Raw genomic sequence first — 20230 nt, forward strand, 5'->3', positions numbered from 1 at the left:
TTTAATTAACAAAAGAAAGGTTGGAACGCTAAATAGAATTTTGGGGAAATCATGCACCATCTGTGGTGGAAGGAATTCAAAAGCCAAAATGATATTAGGGCTTTAAAAGGTGCAACTTTTTGGAATTTCTTCCTGGCAGAATTTGAAATCAAGAAATATTTTATTGTAGTTTCATCAATGCTTGCAGCAGGAGATTCAGGTCTTCCTTCTCATGCCAGGCTGAAAGTACAATCCTGTTTACAGGTTTGTCTTCCGGACCCGGATATGGAAAGGAAGACAAGATAAAACCCATATGGTGCAATTGGTTTACCCATGCGGTATTCTCAAAGGTAATGACCGGATAATTTGGTGAAAATTTAAAGCTTTTCTGATCCGTAAGCTTACCCCACATAAAATCCATATTGGTCAAAAGCTTCTTTCTTTGCTTCAAATACATGGACCTGCCTTGTAAAAAAGCATCCAGAAAGGCCGGTGCAGGTGGGGAGGAAGACCGGAAAACCGGATTATTTTTTGCATTTTCCATCAACAAGCCATCCCCCAAAATAATCCCTGCCGGTAAAGAAAGTGCTTTTCCCAGAGATCCGCAAACCGTTAGATTTACAGGCAGGTCTTTCCAACTGGCATAAGTGCCGAACAGATCCTCACCCAAAATCCCAAAGGCATGGCTATCATCCACAAGTAAAAAGTACCTGTTGGCAGGCGATAGTTTTTTGGTCCACTGGAAATCATGAACCTCCGGCTTCAGCGGGTTTACCGCATTGGAAAGCATCAAAATATTTTGCCCCATCAATTCCCTGGACTTTTGTATACAATGCCTGGTCCAGGCTGAAAAGGTATCGTTATAGGGCTTGAACCGGGTCGGTAATATGGCAGGATGCGTGTCCGGTGCCACCCAGGTCAGGTCTGTCTGCTTTTTTAAGGTTTCAAGGGCCAGTTGTCCTGCCATGTAGCCGCTGCTGAGCAATAAGGCTTTCGGTGCACCGGCATTTTTGGCAAATTCGGTTTCAAATTGCTCGTAAATGGGAAGCTGAACATTACTGGTTCTGCTGGATCCATGGTTGGGACCATGCTTTTTGATGCCTTCAATGAGCAGGTTTTTGAATTCCGGCAAAGCCCCAATTCCCAAATATGCCGTTCCGCTGAAATGCAGGTAGGTTTTTTCGTTAAATACGATTTCTCTACCCAGTTGCCGGGTCAAGTATTTGTGGCTCATAAGTAAGGCTATTAAATCAGCAAGGCACCTGTTCCAGGCCTGTCCGGAAAGGTCACCCGTTCCGGAGTAATGGTCACTCCCTTTGCAATATCGCTGGCCAACAGCATGGCTCCGTCCATATCCACGTAATCAAGCATGCCCGCAATATGGGCAATGGCAGAAATCCCCACCGATGACTCTGTCATGCAGCCCACCATGGTCTTCATGCCCAGGGTTTTGGCTTCCTGAAGCATCCTCAAACCGGGGCTGATGCCTCCTGCTTTTACCAATTTTACATTGATGCCATGAAAATGGCCATAACATTTCTTTACGTCCTCTTCTATGATACAACTTTCATCTGCAATCACAGGAAGGGCACTATTGGCATATACTTTTTTCATTCCCTGAAAATCATCCTTTGGCAATGGCTGTTCCATAAACTCTACATTAAGTGCTGCAAGCTCTTTGGAAAAGGCAATGGCCTGATCTGCCGTCCAGGCGCAATTGGCATCAATTCTGAAAACGGCATCGGTATGTTTTCTCAATGCCTTGACAATGTCAAGGTCATGGTCCGTTCCCAGTTTTATTTTATAAATCGGCCAATCCAGCTCCTTCATTTTTTCGATCATTTTTGGGATGGGAGCTATGCCAATGGTGAAGTTGGTGAGCGGGATCTTATCAGGATTTAAATGAAGCAATTCGTATAATTTTTTGCCCTGTTTTTTCGCATACAGATCCCAGGCTGCCATGTCAAGGGCGCATTGGGCAAAGGGATTTCCTTTAAAATACGACTTGGTTTTGTCCCATAGCTCTTCCGGATGGATAGGCTCCAATTCAGCCAGCATCCCTGCGACGTCTCCCAAACATGCTTGCATGTTTTCCAGGCTGATGCCATAAAAGGGATTCGTTGTGGACTCCCCAAGTCCATAAAGGCCATCTTTGTCTATCAATTTTACAATCAGGGTATCCTGAACATCCCGGCTTTGGTGGGCTATGGTAAAGGTATGTTTAAGAGGTAACTTATAGGGCAGTAATTCAAGTTTCATAAAAATAATATGGTGTTTTCTATGTCCCAAAGATAGGCAAAGCCCATAAGCTTTTAATTTCTTTCTTAAAAATCTAATCTAAAATAGCCATATTTACAGGAAAACCAACCTACAAGCAGGAAATGACCACTTACTACCCATTCCGATTGCTGCTATTGATTTGTTTGATTCTTTTTCAGGCTTGCCGGGAGCCTCAAAATACAGACTTGCTGGAAACCGCCGATTTGGCAGAGGCCTATGCAGGGTTTCAGGAAAATAGCATTACCGAACGAAGGTTTGGATACGATAAAATAGCCCCATTGATCAACAACCGTAGCTCTGTCTTTGAAAATCAGGTGTTGGGATATTCCGTAGAGGGAAGGCCTATTCATTCCCTGACATTTGGAGAAGGGCAAGTAAAGGTATTGCTTTGGTCCCAGATGCATGGCAATGAAAGCACGGCCACAATGGCATTATTTGATCTTTTTAATTTTTTGGAGGGATCATCAGCTGATAAATTTGCCGATTTGCGTTCCACCATACGGGAAAATTTATTGCTGCGGTTCATCCCCATGGTCAACCCTGACGGTGCAGAAAGATTTCAGAGAAGGAATGTGCAGGACATTGATCTCAATAGGGATGCAATCAGGCAAAGCAGCCCGGAAGGCATCATTCTGAAAGAAGCAAGAGATGAGTTTGAACCTGAGTTTGGGTTTAACCTGCATGACCAAAATGTGTATTACAACGCTCAGGGAACTGCTCAGCCTGCCACAATTTCCGTATTGGCTCCGGCCTATAATGAAGCCAGGGAAATCAATCCAGTCAGAAGCAGGGCCATGAAGCTGATTGCAGGAATGAACAGGGTGCTACAGGAGGAGGTCCCCGGGCATGTAGGTAAATACAACGACACTTTTGAACCCCGGGCATTTGGAGATAATTTTCAAAAGTGGGGGACCAGCACCATTTTGATAGAGTCGGGAGGGTATCCGGATGATCCGGAAAAGCAATATATCAGGAAGCTCAATTTCATGATTATTCTCAATGCCTTGTATGAAATTGCAAGCGGTAGATATGAAAACTTTAATGAGGATGATTATTTCGCTATTCCTGATAATGATTCCAAATTGATGGATCTCCTGATAAAAAATGTAGGCACGGAAACCAATGACTACAGCTACCGGGCTGATATTGGTATCCGGAGATCTGACCTGTACCAGGAAGGCATCCGTTATACCAGGGGCAATGTTTCGGATTGGGGTGATCTGTCGGTTTATTATGGCTATCAGGAACTGGATGCTGAAGGGATGGTACTGAGCCCCGGTAAAGTTTGGAATGAAGAAATTGCTTTGGAAGATTTGACAGATAGCCTGGCCTGGGGTATGCTCAAAAATGGGTATTTGGCTGTAAAAACCCAAGAAGCCGACAAAGGGAAGATTCATGAATGGCCACTTCTTTTATATTCAGGTGACATGAAGCCAGCCATGAAGGCGGGATTAGACAACAGCCCTGATTTTTACCTGGTAAAGGACGGAAAATTGCGGTATGCGGTGGTTAATGGGTTTTTGATTGATCTGGAAAAGCAAGCATCGACTCCTTTTTTGCAAAAGGTACGGTAAAACCAAACCACCTTAAAACAGAAAAATCATCCTGGTTTCACACTGCTATTTTCAGGTATGAATGCCTATTTATTGTAATTGTACAGAAAAATGGTTAAAATCGAATTTGTTTTTATTTAAACCTTAGATAACCCTATGCAAAATAAATCGACTACTGAGGAAATCAGAAAAAGATTCGATCGGGATGTGGAACGTTTTTCTAACCTGGATACCGGGCAGGAGGCCACTATGGATGCCCCCCTTTCCATGGAGCTGATTGCCAATGCGGTGGTGGTTTCCAGTCCACAAGCTAAGACTTTATTGGATATTGGCTCCGGAGCAGGAAATCTTTCCTTAAAAATATTACAATACCTCCCACAAATAGATTGTGATTTGCTTGATCTGAGCAAACCCATGTTGGTAAAAGCCCAGGATCGGGTTTCCTGGGCGACTACCGGGAAGGTAAATACCATTCAGGCAGATATCAGGGATGCTGAATTGACTGCCAATAAATATGATGTTATTGTGGCTGCTGCCGTATTGCATCACCTGAGGAATGAGCAGGACTGGGAGGATGTTTTTAGAAAAATTTTCGAGCTTTTGGCACCGGGTGGATCGTTTTGGGTTTCTGATTTGGTGGCGCATGATGATCCAAAAGTTCAGGAAATGATGTGGAACAGGTATGCCCGTTACCTGGAGAGCATTGGAGGCCTCAAATACAGAAAGAAAGTATTCGATTATATTGAAAAGGAAGACAGCCCCCGTTCAATGACCTTTCAGCTCAGGCTGATGGAGAAGGTAGGTTTTACCCAATTGGATGTCTTGCATAAGAATTGTTGTTTTGCTGCTTTCGGGGGTAAAAAGCCATTGGCAGACCTTTCTGAATAAGGACTTATAAAAACAGGTGGCGGTACATTTCTTCCAATTTTCCAACAGGTAAAATTTCAATAGCAAATTTTCGCGGGCCCAGTCCTTTGATGGCATACTTGGACAAAATGATCCTTTTGAATCCCATTTTCGCGGCTTCGGCTATGCGGCTTTCAATGCGGTTTACAGCCCTGATTTCTCCTCCAAGGCCGATTTCCCCCGCAAAACAAGTGCCCGGATCGATAGGACTGTCTTCATGGGAGGAAATGATAGAGGCGCAGACAGAAAGGTCTAATCCCGGATCATCTACCCTCAGCCCACCGGCTACGTTGAGGAAAACATCTTGTTGCCCCAAGCGCATTCCCCCTCTTTTTTCCAGGACTGCGAGCAGCATGTTGAGTCTTTTGGCATCATGTCCGGTGCTGCTTCTCTGAGGGGTTCCATAAGTAGCAGGGCTGACGAGAGACTGGATTTCTATCAAAAGAGGGCGGTTACCTTCTAGCATGGCCCCTATGGCCACCCCGTTGAGCTGCTCTTGCCGCTGGGTCAGCAGAATTTCAGATGGATTGTTTACCGCCTTCAGGCCATCGGCATGCATTTCGTAGATGCCAAGTTCATTGGTGGAGCCAAAGCGATTTTTGGAGGTTCGCAGAATACGGTAACTCAGGTGCCGGTCACCTTCAAATTGTAATACCGTGTCCACCATGTGCTCGAGGATCTTTGGCCCTGCGATGGAGCCATCCTTGGTGATATGACCGATAAGAAAAACTGGAGTACCTGTTTGCTTGGCAAATTTCATCAATTCAGCCGTGCATTCCCGGACCTGGCTGACTGAGCCGGCAGCTGAAGCCACATACTGGCTGTGGAGGGTCTGGATGGAGTCTATGACCAGTAATTCGGGCTTTAACAATTCTATCTGTTGGAAAATCTGTTGGGTATTGGTTTCTGAAAGTACATAGCATTGGTCAGATTGGTATTTCATGCGCTCACTGCGCATTTTAATCTGATTTTCACTTTCTTCTCCGGAAACGTAAAGGATTTTTGTCTGGCCAAGCATCAGGGCGATCTGAAGCATTAAAGTGGATTTCCCTATTCCCGGTTCCCCGCCTATTAATACAAGGGATCCGGGCACGATACCCCCTCCCAAAACCCTGTCCAATTCCTCATCCCTTGTCACCAGCCTGGATTGTTCCTTATAGTTGATTTCTTTCAACTTTTTTGGCTTATTGGCTTTTTTGGGGTCTGAGTTGCCGGACTTCCAGGCACCCCTTTGGCCATCTTCTTTCTGGACCACTTCCTCTACATAGGTGTTCCATTCCCCACAGGAAGGACATTTTCCTACCCATTTGGCACTTTCCACCCCACAGTTTTGACAGAAATAAGCAGTTTTAATTTTGGCCATGATAAATATTAGATGCTTTGGTACGGAATGTAACTATTAATCGGGGTTTGGTTTTGTCTGGATCAAAAATCTCAATGGGCTTCCAGCCAATCTTTGCCCATGCCTATCTCCACCTCCAGCGGTACCGCTATTTTGATTGCATCGGCCATGAGTTTCGGGATTTCCTGTTTTAACAATTCCGTTTCTTCCTTGTGGGCATCAAATACCAGTTCATCGTGTACCTGCAATATCATTTTGGATTTGAGCTTGTTTTGAAGCATCCATTCGTGAACATGTATCATGGCCACTTTGATCATGTCGGCTGCTGAACCCTGAATAGGCGCATTGATGGCATTTCTTTCTGCGAATCCCCTCATGGTAGCATTCCGGCTGTTGATGTCCCGTAAGTAGCGTCTTCTTCCCAAAATGGTTTCCACATATTCATTCTTCCGGGCTTTTTCTATGCTTTCATCCATATAGGCTTTTACAGAGGGGAATTCTTTGAAATATGCATCGATGATGTCTTTGGCTTCCCCCCTGGGGATTTTCAATCTTTGGGATAGCCCGAAAGCAGAAATACCATAGATGATCCCAAAATTGGCCGTCTTGGCTTTTCGGCGCATATCCCCTGTCACTTCCGCCAAAGGAACCTGGAAAATTTTTGCGGCCGTGGTGGCATGAATGTCTCTGCCGTTTTTAAAGGCTTCTATCATGGAAGTATCCTGAGAGAATGCGGCCATGATGCGCAGTTCTATCTGGCTGTAATCTGCTGCAAGAATTACATGGTTTGCGTCCCTGGGAACAAAGGCCTTTCTTATTTCCCTTCCCCTTTCGGTTCGGATTGGAATGTTCTGCAGGTTGGGATTGATGGAGGAGAGCCTGCCTGTGGCAGCTACGAATTGATTGTAGGTGGTATGGATCCGGCCGGTTTTTGGATTGATCAGGCTGGGAAGGGCATCCACATAGGTGGATTTGAGCTTGACCATTTGCCTGAAATCCAGGATGGCCTGGGCTATCTCGTGTTCTACGGCAAGCTTGCTCAGAACTTCTTCTCCGGTAGCATATTGCCCCGTTTTTGTTTTCTTTGCCTTGGGGTCCAGTTGGAGTTTGTTAAAAAGGATCTCGCCCAGCTGCTTGGGGGAGCTGAGGTTAAACCGTTCTCCCGCCAGTTCGTAAACCTTTTTTTCTATTTCCCGGCTTTCTGTTTCCAGTTCTTTGGACATCTCTGCCAAACTATCCGTATCGATCCTGACACCCTCAAATTCCATGGCTGCCAACACTTCAATTAATGGACTTTCTACTTCATGAAGTAAATGATCGAGTTTGTTCTCCTTAATGATGGGATCCAGGGATTTTTTCAACAAGAGGGTAATATCCGCATCTTCTGCGGCATAATCTACTACTTCATCCGGATCCACATCCTTCATGTTGCCCTGGTTTTTACCTTTTTTACCAATGAGGGTCTCTATGGATACGGGCTTATAATTGAGGTACTGCTCGGCCATCCAATCCATGGAATGTTTGCCTTCCGGTTCGATCAGGTAATGGGCCAGCATGGTATCATAAAGCTTTCCCTTCACTTCCATGCCATAATTCATCAAGACCAGGATATCGTATTTGATGTTTTGACCTATTTTCAGGATTTCAACGGATTCAAAAACCGGCTTTAACAGGGATAACAGATTTTTTGCAGCCTTCATCTCTCCCGGAAAGGGGATGTAGTAGGCTTCACCGGGGAGGTAGGCAAAGGAAATCCCCACCAATTCAGCCTCATTGGGATTAATGGAGGTAGTTTCCGTATCGAAACAAATCTCTTTTTGCATCAGTAAGTAGCTTACCAAATTTTTAATGGCCTGCTCTCCGGATACCTTGTGGTAATCATGGTCCCGGGTAAAAAGGCTGCCCAGACTGTTTGTGGCTGGAATAGGGGGTTCCGGTGTTGCAATTTCATTGCTTTCTGCAGTATCCTGTCCGGTAAATAAACCCAATTGCTCATCCACTTTCAATGCCGGCTTTTTGAGGGCTTCTCCAAAAACCCTCTTGGTCAATGTCCTGAATTCCAGCTCAGCAAAAAGTGCTTTCAGTTTTTCTTCATGGGGAGGATCCCGTGTCAGGGATTTCTCATCAAATTCAATGGGGACATCCTGCATGATCGTGGCCAGCTCCTTGGATAAAATGCCTTGTTGGGCATAATTTTCCACATTTTCCTTTTGCTTGCCCTTCAGCTGATCGGTGTTCTTTACCAGTTCCTCAACTGAGCCATATTCTTTCAAAAGTTTAACGGCGGTTTTGGCACCAATTCCGGGTATTCCTGGGATATTGTCCACAGCATCTCCCATGAGGCCCAGTATATCCCTTACCTGATCCACATTTTCGATGTCCCATTTTTCACATATCTCTTTCGGGCCCATAATATCCACCGCATTACCCATAAAAGCCGGTTTATACAGGTAAATGTGGTCTTCCACCAACTGTCCGTAGTCCTTATCCGGAGTCATCATGTACACGGTAAAACTGGTTCTCTCCGCTTTTTTGGCCAATGTGCCAATGATATCATCGGCTTCGTAACCATCAAGCTCAAGGGTGGGAATGTTAAACGCCTGCACAATTTGTTTGACCCAGGGAATGCCGACCTCAATGTCTTCAGGTTGTTCCTGCCTGTTGGCCTTATAGGCTTCAAACTGTTTGTGGCGAAAAGTGGGGGCCTTGGTGTCGAATACCACGGCGATGTGTGTGGGGTTTTCCTTTTCCAGAACCTCCAGCAATGTATTGGTAAATCCCAGCATGACTCCCGTGTTGAGCCCTTTGCTGTTGATTCTGGGGTTTTTGCTGAAGGCAAAATGAGCCCTGTATATCAGGGCCATTGCGTCCAGAAGAAAAAGTTTTTTACTGCCTTTAGCCATTTGTAGATCTGGTTTTTGAGGTATTTATAGGAATCGCTCGCAGATTATTTCTGCTAAATCCAGCCCAAGTTAGTGATTTTTGGGCAATGCTTCGGATGGAAAAACATAAGAATTTGCCCAAATATCTTAGGCTTTATTAATTCCTGAAACCGGCTCAGGTAATTGCATACAGAAAACAAAAGATTAATTCCAAAATTCCCTCTCCGGTTAGGAGAGCGATTCCCCTTTGGATTTATTTTCATTGCAGCAGGTGAAAATGGAGAAACAGAACAGGGGAAATGTATTCGATGGTTTGACCCCTTTTGGGCTTGGTTTTTTTAAATCGGACTCTTTGTGAAAAATGATCAGACAACCGCTGTTGCTTATTTGGTTTCTAAATTGTAATGATTACAATTGATATATTTCAACCAAACCCGATCACATTACGGCAGCATTCCAAGCCAATGCTCCAGCAGTACTCCCATATAGAATTGATGGTTTAAACGGCTTCCTTTTTTGCACAATACAAACTTGCCCTGTAAAAAATATTCGGTTACCTGACCATTGTTGTCTATTATGATTTGACAGTCCGGGCGAATAAGTATTGGTCTTGTACTTTTACCCATTTGGGCAAAGAGATTTTTAAAAAAAACTGAAATGCCAGATCCCTGTACACGCCTAAGTTCGTTTAAAAACAAATTGCGTTGGTACGAATCCAATGTAAGTTCGTTTGGGGTACCGTACTCAATTATTTTAACAATAGTAGCCATCACCAATTGCCATTTTTAAATCCTAACCAGCAAGCATTTCCAGTTGCATTTGATCCACCAGGATATTTTTCCCAAATCGTTGTCGTCCAGGGAGGAATGGACCAGGTCAGTTCTCGCTCGGTGAAGGTGTCGACAGTTTTTTCACTTCCCTCGACATGAGAACCAGATAAATATCCATTGGATCCATAAACCCAAATTCTATGAGCAAACGAAGCAGCATTGAATTGTAGGGCATCCGCAAGTAGCTTAGCAATTGGTCCTGTAACCAAAGGGTTTGTTATTCGTGTTGTACGCTTCAGTCCGGTGTTGCATCCCGAAAGATAAATACTGGCCTCATCACACCAGGTAAGGGTTTTCAATTGGCTTGCCCAGGTATTGACATCAGTCCTTGACAAGTCATTGATTCCTATTGGGTTGCCGTGAGCATAAATTTCCAGTGTTTTCAAACAAGGATGATCAGGATCTATGGTAAGAAATTGATTGATTTTATTTATCAGATCCGGAAGATCATCGTAACCTAATATCACCTCCCAGGTATTCGGTGCGTTGCGGACAATGCGGGCTTCAGTATTATCGTATTGATTTTGTGAGTCCCAACCTTTTGTGTAGGGAGCAATCACATTTAATTCAGTAGCCATAACTCCTAGCGTGATTCAACCATTTATTCAATTGAAAAAGTGATAAAATACGATATAAGGTAGAAATTAAATTGAATAAATCAAAATAAAAAATAATATTTTTATCAAATTATCATTTCTGTAATTTTACAGAGACATGCCGGGAAATGGCATAAATCCCTATAAGTATACATCCTTGAACGCATAATTTTTCAATTGAAAGAACCCATTTCTCAGGTAAAAGTAAAGTGCCTATGTCGGTTATTTTTCCCGGATTCCTGTCCTTATTCATTTTTTGGTAAGATTATTGGTATATTTCGGGAAATTATCAGTTTGAATTCTGACCTTTATCTGAAGAAATTTAACAATATGTTTAACCTTAAATTCTAGTCCTTATGAAAAAGATCGCATACTTTTTATCCATGCTGATGTTATTGACAGCTATTGCACCTGCGGCCATGGCAAAAGAAAAACCGGCAGAAAAAGAACCCAGTCCGGAAGAGCAGGCACGTTTAGAACAATTGGATGAACGGGTTTTGGAAATAAAGGCCATGGATTTTAAGGCCATGGACAAGGATGAGCGCAAAGAGATTCGCAACGAACTGAGGGAAATTAACAAAGAGGCCAAAGCGCTGGGTGGTGGTGTTTACATCTCCGCTGGTGCCCTGATTGTCATTCTTATTTTACTAATCATTTTGACTTAATAAAAGCAGCCCCAATCTCTCAAAATGGGGATTGGGGCTGTTTATTTTCGTTCGGTGAGTCACAGCCAACAAAGTGGTGTAAGATTGCCTTGGGGATTAATCTTTTTTGCTTTATCTGCCAATCAGGATTGTGTTTTTAAAAACTTTTTTACTTTCAGGGCTCTCCAGAGGATTATGGTCAGAGGAAGCAACCAAATGCCTTCATTGAAAAGCAAATGAAAGGCAACTCGCTTATTCCATTCTAAACTTCCCATGTAGAGGCCCAGAAAACTTATCAGAGAAACTATTTTTCCTAGAAAACCAATACCAATCAGGTAAATCCAGCTGATAGGATAAAAGGCGGATAAGAACAGCATTAGCCCGGTTACCATGCCAATGCCTCCATAAAACAAGGTGTCTGTTCCACCTGAAAAGCTATTTTCCATGGATAACCAGCTCAGAACAGCAGGGCCAAACCACCTGAAAAATGCTCCCCAAAGGATCGCATAAATCCCGGAAAGCAACAATAGCCCTCTGTGAGGCATGGTGAATTTTGGAAAGGTTTCAGTTACCGGTTGTTTTTTCATATAATTATCAATCAGATAGACTTGAAAAAAGTTTGGATGAATTTAATTTTTTATGGTTTCGGAAAAATACCTGAATTTCCAGAGGGTTTCGCTGATAAAATTGATGGGCTGATAGGTCTGCCGGATGTTTCGGGGAATAAAACCCTCCAGTATCACCCTAAAGTGGTTGAACCTGTCTTTTTCCACGTAAAGGGTAAAATTAGCGGTCAGTTTGAGTAATTCACTCGGGAAAAATAATTTTTGGTGGACTTTAATTATTGGAGAAGGGATTCCGAATTTCTTTTGACCTGCAGCATAGGTCTTAACAGCCATTTCAAAATCAGCTGGCCCCATACGGAGGCTTGATTGCCCGGTAAATTTGGGATTAAAGGAATGGATCAGTTGAATATTGTTTTTGGTGAATGAATAATGAATTTCCTGTTCAACTTGCTTTTTTAGAAAGACATGGTTCTGGGTAGCAAAAAAATGCCAAATTGTATCGATTCTTTTGAGTTCCATGGCAGCATTATTTTGGGTGCAATCGGATTTAAAACCTGTTTTTATCGGGTACCTCTGACAATATAGGTTTTATTATTTTAATTTATGGGTAATAAACTGGAGATTGAATAGTTGCCTGCTGTTCCATCGGTTATTATTTCATTTTTCTTTTCTAAAGGCTATAGAGCGGATGTGATTTTGAGAAAGTCCTTGTAGGTGTTTACAAATGCCTCCTTTTCTTTTTTTTCCTCCAGAATGGGGATCCAAGCCCCATTTACTTTAGCCTCAATAGTAATCATTTCGCTATTCAGCCAATGAAATAATTTTTTCGCCTTATTCAGGTGTTCGTAGCGGTTGCCCTGAGTAATTTCCAACTTATCGTTAACTTTTTCCTTTGTCACTGATTTTAGTAGCAAGGGTCGCTGCGTTTCAAGTTGTCCCTGTTGCAGCAGATAAAGAGAGGCAGCATTTTTATTTTTGTGGACGATTATTTCCAGGACCAGGGCATTTTTACTACTGTCTATTTCAAAACCCTTATGGGTATAGATGTCGATATTGGCTTCAGCCATTCCCCTCACGGCATAGTCGATTCTCCGTATATTTTTAAAAAAAAGCATGCCGGCATCACTAAGTCTGAATGTGGGGTCTTCTCCTGTGTTATTGGCCCTGCGTTCGTTAAACAAAGAGAGCAGGAGTACCAATCCCAGGGAAGCCAGACCGAATATTTTCAGTAGCCGGAACATTTCCTGACCCATTTGGTCTTTATTAGCTGGGGAACCATTTACCATCAGGTATATTTAACAGCTTTCAGGCCCATTTGGTTTGCCTTAAAAAGCCCAAGACTTTGTCCAGGAAACCATCGAATTCCTTATTTATTGCTTATCTTTGCCCTCTTAAATGAAATTGATGCCTATTTATGAGTAAAGAAGTACGTGTAAGATTTGCCCCCTCCCCTACGGGAGCTCTACATATTGGTGGTGTAAGAACTGCTTTGTACAACTACCTTTTTGCCCGCAAAAAGGGTGGTAAGTTTTTGTTGAGAATCGAAGATACAGATCAAAACCGTTTTGTACCCGGAGCGGAGGATTACATCAAAAGTTCTTTGGATTGGATCGGAATTGCCCCGGACGAAAGCCCTTGGAATCCAGGTGATTGTGGTCCTTACAGGCAGTCCGAGCGAAAGCCCATGTACATGGAATACGCCAGGTATCTTTTGGAGCAGGGTCATGCCTATTATGCCTTTGATACTTCAGAGGAGCTGGATGCCATGCGGCAACGCCTGACTGCGGCCAGGGTTGTTTCTCCACAGTACAATTCCATTACCCGTACTCAAATGAAGAACTCACTCACCCTACCCGCAGATGAGGTGAAAGCAAGGCTTGATTCCGGAGATCCCTATGTGATTCGAATCAAGATACCCCGAAAAGAAGAAGTCCGGTTAAACGATATGGTCAGAGGATGGGTGATGGTACATTCCAATTCATTGGATGACAAGGTGTTGATGAAGTCAGACGGTATGCCCACTTACCACCTGGCCAACATTGTGGATGATCACCTGATGGGCATTACCCATGTGATCCGGGGTGAGGAATGGTTGCCCTCGGCACCCCTTCATGTGCTTTTATACAAATATCTTGGATGGGAGGACAGCATGCCCGAGTTTGCTCACCTACCTCTTTTGTTAAAACCTGACGGGAACGGTAAGCTTTCCAAGCGGGATGCAGAAAAGCATGGTTTTCCTATTTTTCCATTAAACTGGACCGATCCCATTTCGGGAGAATTGGTGGATGGGTTTAGAGAATCCGGTTACCTTCCGGAAGCTTTCCTTAATTTCCTTGCGTTTTTGGGCTGGAACCCTGGAGATCAACGGGAGCTTTTTACTTTGGACGAGCTGGTTGAAGCGTTTTCCATTGAAAGAATTGGAAAATCCGGGACCAAATTTGACATCAATAAAGCCAAATGGTACAACGAGCAATACCTGAGAAATAAGAGCGATAAAGTTTTGGCTGAATACCTGTTGGCTGACCTGAAAAAGGAAAATATTTCCGTTTCCCAGGAAAAAGCAGAGAAAATCGTCGCTGTAATGAAAGAAAGAGCTACTTTTCCTTCAGATTTATGGCAGGAGGGGAGGTTTATGGTATTTGCACCCAAAAAATTTGATGAGCAGGTGGCTGCCAAAAAGTGGAACCAGGATGCCATAAAGGTATTGACGACCTTTAGAGTTAAGTTGGCCGCAATTGATGCAGTGTTAACAGCCCAATTGGCCAGAGAAATGCTGGGAGAAGCCGCTGCCGCTGAGGGCATTAAATTGGGAAAGGTGATGCAAGCTGTAAGGCTGGCCATTACCGGAGTTGGTGCAGGACCGGATCTGATGCAGATTTTTGAGATATTAGGCAAAGAAGAACTGATCAAAAGAATTGATTTTGCGTTAGATAATATAGTAGCCAGCTAATGGTTATTGTGCCGATGATGAAATCATGATTAAACGAACAGCGTTATGGCTAAAAAGACAAAAAAGAAAGAGACACCAAGGGTTAATGAAGAATTGGAGGGTTTCAATATGAATATCAATTCTTTTGGAGAAATTTCCAGTTCATTTTCTATTGACAAGATCAATGAATTCCTTAATAAAAATGTGGATGATAAAAAATTAAGGGATAGAGAGGAAGGAAAGGACGAAAAAAAGGAAAGTTAAGAACGAAAACGATTTTTCTTTTTCTATATGAAAATCTGGGGGTCTCTATTTTGTATTATTTTTTTGTCCTGCAGCGGGATCAGTGCCCAAACGAGTGTAGGGGTTAAAGCGGGATATACCAGCTCCAGTGCCTCCTATAGGGTTACTTTAGGCAGTTTTCCAAGAAGTGTGACCGGAATTTCCGCTCCATCCTACAGTCTGGTCATTGAACAATTTTTTGAAAAAAATGCAGGAGCCCAGATTGAATTCCAATTCCTGACAACAGGTTATGCTGCTACGGATACCATCAACATGGGAAATGAAACCCAATTTGATTACATGAAAATCCCGATTTTATCTAATTTTTATTTGGGGAATTCCGGGAGGTTTCACATCAAGCTTGGACCACACTTGGGATATTTGCTGGAAGCCAGGGATGTAAACAGGGTAGTGGAAGGTGAGCTGGTAATACCCACCTATGGGCAGGCAGCTGACCGCCCCAGAAAAATCATGTATGGGCTGACTGCCGGCGTAGGATTGTCTAAATTATTTGGAAAGCATACCCTTCAGGGAGAGGTCCGTTATTCTTATGAATTCGGAAGGCCGGAATCGCAAGAAAGGATATTTGACATTAACTTCACCCAATTGGAGTTTTCTCTGGCTTATCTTTTTAGGGTACTTCAATAAAGTTAAACTATCATCTAACCCAACCTCTATCTTTCTGATAATTTGACATTTGTTATCAAAATAGATAATTGGAGCCCCGCTCATTGATGAACTAAGTTCGATTCAATTGCGTTAAAAAACCGTGATAGGTAGACCTAACATTTTAAAAAACGCAGCAATCGGGATGAGGTTGTGGTGATTTCAACATATTGATTTATAGGTGTTTAATAAATACCTCATCTGCATACGGAATGACCTAGGGATGTAGAGAATGGGAACGAATAAAAAAGCGGAGTCACAAAAACACGAAGTAATATCAAAAAAGCCATTTCTGATCATCAGAAATGGCTTTCTATCTATTTGCACTTATTTATTGACATCAATTTTCAACATATATATCCCAATTCACTTCTGATTGTGGATGTGGAAACTGCCTAAACACGGATCCCTGGTCAAAGGAAGTATTGATCTCATCCAAACGGTCATACCTTCTGGCGTCAATCCAACGATGTCCCCAGGGTTCTGCCCATAGGGAGTATCTTCTTTGATACAGTATTTCATCTATCAGGCTCTCCTGATCAGTACCACCGGTATAATCACCTATTTCGGCCGCGTTTCGGATCACATTGATGGCAGCAACAGCCAGGTCTGATTCTCCCAGTTGGGCATGGGCTTCAGCTTTTAGCAATACCAATTCCTCATTTCTGATAAATGGAATAGGAGTGGTATTGTTTGGCCAGCGGTTGTCCTGGTGCGTACCTACCAGGGGAGTGGCATCAGTTGTAACGACGACAGGATCTTCACGCTCATAGAATTTTTCAGCTACCCTGGCATCACCTTCGGTCGCATCTTCCAGCAGGGAAGGGTGAACCACGATAATGGTATTGATAGCCGCATCCCTGATATAAAATAAAGGATTAAATTCATCAGGTGGACCATTGTAGGGGTGAGCCGGTCCTACATCTAAATCACCTTCCAGATCCATAAAGGAATTGTTCAAGGCGGCCAAAACACCTTCCCAGTCCTCCAGATAGGCATTGTTTCTGGCCAGAATGGCATTGGTTACTTCCCGTAGCGCATCAATGGATGCATATCCTTCAAAGCCCGGAGTCAGCGTAAATGGAAAATCCCCACTTGCTGAGGCAAACAATTGATCAGCTTCGTTTAGCAGGGCACGGGAATGCTGCATGGCTTCCTCATAGCTAACATAAGGTCCCGGATTTAAAGGGTCTTCCACGTCAATCCTGATGCCATTATCATATACAAAATTTGCAGGGATCATGAATTGATACCCCTGTATCATGCGCCCGAAACCTGAAATTGCCGCTTGCTCTGCAGCTGAAAGTACATTGGTATTTTCGGCAGCCGAGATCAGGACTTCTGCCTGCCGGATAGCCTGGTAAGGATCGGCCCAGGAACCTCCTCCTGTGGTGCCAAAACCAAAATAGATTCGGTCAGGTTCCCGTCCCGCCTGTCCAAGCCAATCGGTTTGGAATCGGGGGTCCGACCCATTCAAATACCATATTTCTCTTCCAAAGGTATTCCAGGCACGGGATACATTAGTGACATAATCCCTGTGACGGGACTCCAGACCTGTCACCAGAAATTGGATTTGGGACCGGCTGGCATTTTCACTGACACTTCCTACGGAAGGGTTGTTCGGATCATCTATTTGATCCAATTGCAATGGGTTACAGCTTGCAACAAAAAGTGCGGCTATTGCTGTAAATCCGATATATGATTTTATCTTTTTCATAACTTTCATCGTTTTGGAGTTAAAAATCAAGATTTACGTGAAAGAAAACCCTTCTTGGGGTTGGATAAGGAGCAATATCTACGTTATTGTCCACAGACCTGGCACCAAAAGTGGATGTTTCCGGATCATATCCTTCATAGTCGGTGAAAAGGAAAGCATTGTTAACCGACAGACCAAAACGGATACTTTCCAGGGCATTACCAAAGGTGTTGGTTACAGAGGCCTTGGGAAGGGTATAGTACAGGCCGATTTCCCTTACCTTTACGAATGAGGCATCCTGCACCCATCTTCCGGCATTGTTGTAGGGCTCCGGAGGTCGTTGTCTTCCGTTGGGAACTCCATCACCATTATCATCGTCAAACCATCCGTTTGTCGTTCCACCGGAATCTGAAAGAAAGGACGTCAGGTTGATATTTTCACCTCCTTGTCGCCATTCCACCAAGAAAGACAATTCCAGATTATTGTAAATTCTCATGGTATTGTAGAAGGAAGTATTGAATTTGGGTTGGGCATTTCCCCAAACCGTAAATCCACTGGGGTGATCAGGATTTGCAGGTGTTCCCACGATGGTAGTTGGCGCAAAGCCTTCCGCATAGTAGAAAGTTCCCAATGCAGGACCGAAAGCACCTTGAGTATATTGTGGGATACCCAATCTTGTCATGTTTACCCTGTTTTGCCAATACATGATTCTTGAGAACCAGTTGAAGTTGGCCTGATCTACGACAGTTCCGGAAAGGCTCAATTCCAATCCCTTGTTCTGCAGTTCTGCCTCATTGCTGGGTATGGTAGTTACACCTGTGGATGGCGCAAGGTTAAGGTCCTGAATATTGTTTTGGGTATTTTTAATGTAGTAGGTCGCCTCTAAAGCAAATCGGTTGTTTAAAAACCCAAGGTCTACTCCAAACTCCAATTCAGTAGCTGTTTCTGGTCTGATTTGGGTGTTTCCGATCTGAGTACCTACTACCGAACCCAAAAGCCCACCTATATTGGCTCCTTCCAGTCTGGAAAAAGTATTTCCAAAAGCTACAGGTCCAGCCGTTTCACCATAGGCTATCCTGGGTTTCAGTTGATTGATGAAACTGGAATTCCAGAAATCAAAATTCCCAAGATTAAAAGCTACCGAAGCTCTTGGGAAGGCATAAAACTGGGAGGGATCACCATTTAAGGTGGATTTGTCCCATCGTACGCCTACCGTACCAATGATTTTATCCTCAAAGTTGGCTTCCTGTTGCAGGAATATACCCGCTTCCTGAACTTCACTGATAAATTGATCGGCGATTTCCTGGACGGATGCTTGTTGCAGGTTTGTTTGACCGGGTACCAAACCCCGTCCCCTGTTGAATAACTGGCTGTTATTAAAGTCCAACCTTACCAAACCAGCCTGGGAGTTCATATTGATGCTACCCAGATTGAAATTATAAACCAATGCTGCCTGGAAATTGGTGTTGAAACTTTCCTGTTTTCCCCAGAACACATCTCCCGGATTGGCTTGCCCTCTCTGGTACTGAAGAGACTCCGGTAAATAAATCAATGTTGAGTTTTGAAGAAAATCCAGGCCACCGGCCACATTGGCTTTCAGGAAGCTGTTGCTGTTGCTGAACAGGTCAATGTCCAGTGTAAAAGCCTGAACAAAACGTTGTACATCTGATCTGTTTTCCGCATTATCTGTGACAGCTGCTGGGTTCTCACTAAAATATGGATTGGTAGGGTAATTTCCATTTTCATCAGGTCGGATGTCAAAATAATTTGGAATATAGGCAATGCTGTAGCCTATACTTGCACCTGAATTATTCTGATTACCTGTAAACCCCCTGTCTGAAGTTGACTTGATGTAATTGGAAGAGACTCCCAATTTGATTTTTTCGGTGATTTTATGATCCAGATTTGCCCTTACGGAAAAGCGGTCAAAACCGGTATTTTTCACAGTACCATCCTCTGAATTGATGTTTCCAGAAACATAAAATTTTGTTTTTTCATTACCCCCGGATACCGTTAGGCGGGTATTGCTGAGTAAGGCCGTATTGTTGTAGAAGTAATCCTCATAATTAATTCTGGTTCCTTCCCTGAAGCGTTCCAGTTCAATGGGTCTCCTGTTTTCAGGGAAAAATGTATTGATTTTTTCCTCACTCCAGCCATCTACTCCCAAAAGCCTTAAGGGTTGAGCAAAGCCGGTATCCTGAGAAAGAGATACTTTGGTCTTTCCCTCTGCACCCCGCTTAGTGGTAATGATAATTACCCCGGCATTGGCCCTGGTCCCATAGATGGCAGCAGCAGAAGGACCTTTAAGCACTTCGATGGTAGCGATGTCGGCCGGATTTAGATCTGCTAGTCTGTTGGATCCATCATCCTGGCTCTCAGCACCTGCCCCGGTTACTGTCGCACGGCCAGTTCGCTGAAAGGAATTGTTGATATAAACCCCATCCAAAATAATCAGAGGCTGTGAAGCTCCTGTAAGGCTGGAGATACCCCTCAACTGAATAGAAAGTCCCCCTCCCGGGGCTCCTCCGTTTGACCGGATATTGGCACCGGCAATTTTCCCATAAAGTGCCCCATCTGTGGTCTGTATGGTGGTGGTTCCTGTCAATTCCCTGGAAGAAACCGAGGAGACGGCATTGGCCAGGTTTGACCTTTTTACAGAAGAAGCCAACCCTGTTACCACCACTTCCTCCAGGTTGGTGGCATCTTCTTTCAGGGATACATTCAGGTTATTGTTGTTGTTTGGTCCTACCTCAATGGTCTGACTGAGGTAACCAAGGGATGAAATGACCAATTTGGCGGGGTCATTGTTGTCAAAATTCAGGTTAAACCTTCCGTCCAGGTCCGTAACGGTACCTCTGGAGGTGTTGCTGACCAGAATACTGGCACCTATCATGGGTTCACCCGTCCGTTCGTCGGAGATAACCCCCGAAACACTGTACTGTGCATGACTCCAGCCTACAATAAGGGTAGACAGCATCATGACCAATGATAATTGGTAAATTTTAGTCATAGAAATAAGTTTAGATTAAGGATTAGGTTACTAAGTTTTAAATTTTAAGGCATAATTTTGTTTTTTATT

General features: G+C 43.6%; 16 protein-coding genes. 6 read left to right on the forward strand and 10 right to left on the reverse strand.

From position 1 onward, the window contains the following. Positions 1-160: 160 nt before the first annotated feature. Both HUJ21_RS09695 and HUJ21_RS09700 read right to left on the reverse strand, forming a co-directional pair. Entirely contained in the window at positions 161-1213 is a 1053-nt protein-coding gene (locus HUJ21_RS09695; protein WP_291369201.1) for an aminotransferase class I/II-fold pyridoxal phosphate-dependent enzyme, read from the reverse strand. Positions 1214-1224: 11 nt separating this feature from the next. Continuing rightward, a complete protein-coding gene (locus HUJ21_RS09700) occupies positions 1225-2238 on the reverse strand; it encodes a dipeptide epimerase (protein WP_291369203.1) in 1014 nt (337 codons plus the stop codon). A gap of 122 nt (positions 2239-2360) precedes the next feature. Between HUJ21_RS09700 and HUJ21_RS09705 the strand changes: the two genes are divergently transcribed. Further along, positions 2361-3833, forward strand: coding sequence for a M14 metallopeptidase family protein (locus tag HUJ21_RS09705; protein WP_291369205.1), 1473 nt, complete (start codon positions 2361-2363; stop codon positions 3831-3833). A 135-nt stretch (positions 3834-3968) separates the two neighbouring features. Next, entirely contained in the window at positions 3969-4700 is a 732-nt protein-coding gene (locus tag HUJ21_RS09710; protein ID WP_291369207.1) for a class I SAM-dependent methyltransferase, read from the forward strand. A gap of 4 nt (positions 4701-4704) precedes the next feature. Here the strand turns inward: HUJ21_RS09710 and radA are convergent, their stop codons facing one another. The 3 genes from radA to HUJ21_RS09725 form a co-directional block, all read right to left on the reverse strand. Continuing rightward, a complete protein-coding gene (gene radA, locus HUJ21_RS09715; RefSeq protein ID WP_291369209.1) occupies positions 4705-6081 on the reverse strand; it encodes a DNA repair protein RadA in 1377 nt (458 codons plus the stop codon). A gap of 71 nt (positions 6082-6152) precedes the next feature. Then, the gene (gene polA / locus HUJ21_RS09720; RefSeq protein ID WP_291369211.1) at positions 6153-8963 is read right to left on the reverse strand and encodes a DNA polymerase I; all 2811 of its coding nucleotides are present in this window, start codon (positions 8961-8963) and stop codon (positions 6153-6155) included. Positions 8964-9711: 748 nt separating this feature from the next. Next, positions 9712-10350, reverse strand: a complete 639-nt coding sequence (locus HUJ21_RS09725) for a hypothetical protein (protein ID WP_291369213.1) — start codon at positions 10348-10350, stop codon at positions 9712-9714. Positions 10351-10724: 374 nt separating this feature from the next. Here HUJ21_RS09725 and HUJ21_RS09730 point away from each other — a divergent pair, with 374 nt between their 5' ends. Further along, complete coding sequence (locus HUJ21_RS09730) at positions 10725-11033, forward strand: hypothetical protein (RefSeq protein ID WP_291369215.1); 309 nt, start codon at positions 10725-10727, stop codon at positions 11031-11033. Between the two features lie 122 nt (positions 11034-11155). On the opposite strand, the gene HUJ21_RS09735 is transcribed toward HUJ21_RS09730, so the two are convergent. The 3 genes from HUJ21_RS09735 to HUJ21_RS09745 all read right to left on the reverse strand — a co-directional run bounded on the left by HUJ21_RS09735 (position 11156) and on the right by HUJ21_RS09745 (position 12864). Then, entirely contained in the window at positions 11156-11599 is a 444-nt protein-coding gene (locus tag HUJ21_RS09735) for a hypothetical protein (protein WP_291369217.1), read from the reverse strand. A 42-nt stretch (positions 11600-11641) separates the two neighbouring features. Next, positions 11642-12097: a hypothetical protein gene (locus HUJ21_RS09740; RefSeq protein ID WP_291369219.1), complete on the reverse strand. Its 456-nt coding sequence runs from the start codon at positions 12095-12097 to the stop codon at positions 11642-11644. A gap of 158 nt (positions 12098-12255) precedes the next feature. Further along, a complete protein-coding gene (locus HUJ21_RS09745; protein WP_291369221.1) occupies positions 12256-12864 on the reverse strand; it encodes a hypothetical protein in 609 nt (202 codons plus the stop codon). Between the two features lie 128 nt (positions 12865-12992). Here HUJ21_RS09745 and gltX point away from each other — a divergent pair, with 128 nt between their 5' ends. From gltX to HUJ21_RS09760, 3 genes are read left to right on the forward strand one after another with little or no spacing between them, the layout of a single operon-like run. Continuing rightward, the gene (gltX, locus tag HUJ21_RS09750; protein WP_291369223.1) at positions 12993-14528 is read left to right on the forward strand and encodes a glutamate--tRNA ligase; all 1536 of its coding nucleotides are present in this window, start codon (positions 12993-12995) and stop codon (positions 14526-14528) included. Positions 14529-14573: 45 nt separating this feature from the next. After that, positions 14574-14771 carry a hypothetical protein gene (locus HUJ21_RS09755; RefSeq protein ID WP_291369225.1) on the forward strand — a complete coding sequence of 66 codons (198 nt, stop codon included), beginning with the start codon at positions 14574-14576 and terminating at the stop codon, positions 14769-14771. 27 nt (positions 14772-14798) lie between these two features. Next, entirely contained in the window at positions 14799-15437 is a 639-nt protein-coding gene (locus HUJ21_RS09760) for a porin family protein (protein WP_291369227.1), read from the forward strand. Positions 15438-15795: 358 nt separating this feature from the next. Here HUJ21_RS09760 and HUJ21_RS09765 read toward each other — a convergent pair whose 3' ends face one another. Further along, positions 15796-17172, reverse strand: coding sequence for a RagB/SusD family nutrient uptake outer membrane protein (locus HUJ21_RS09765; protein WP_291369229.1), 1377 nt, complete (start codon positions 17170-17172; stop codon positions 15796-15798). Positions 17173-17191: 19 nt separating this feature from the next. Then, positions 17192-20161 (reverse strand): SusC/RagA family TonB-linked outer membrane protein, encoded by a 2970-nt coding sequence (locus tag HUJ21_RS09770; RefSeq protein WP_291369231.1) that lies wholly within the window; start codon positions 20159-20161, stop codon positions 17192-17194. Positions 20162-20230: the final 69 nt, after the last annotated feature.

The sequence above is a fragment of the Cyclobacterium sp. genome, from assembly GCF_014762705.1.
Taxonomy (GTDB): domain Bacteria; phylum Bacteroidota; class Bacteroidia; order Cytophagales; family Cyclobacteriaceae; genus Cyclobacterium.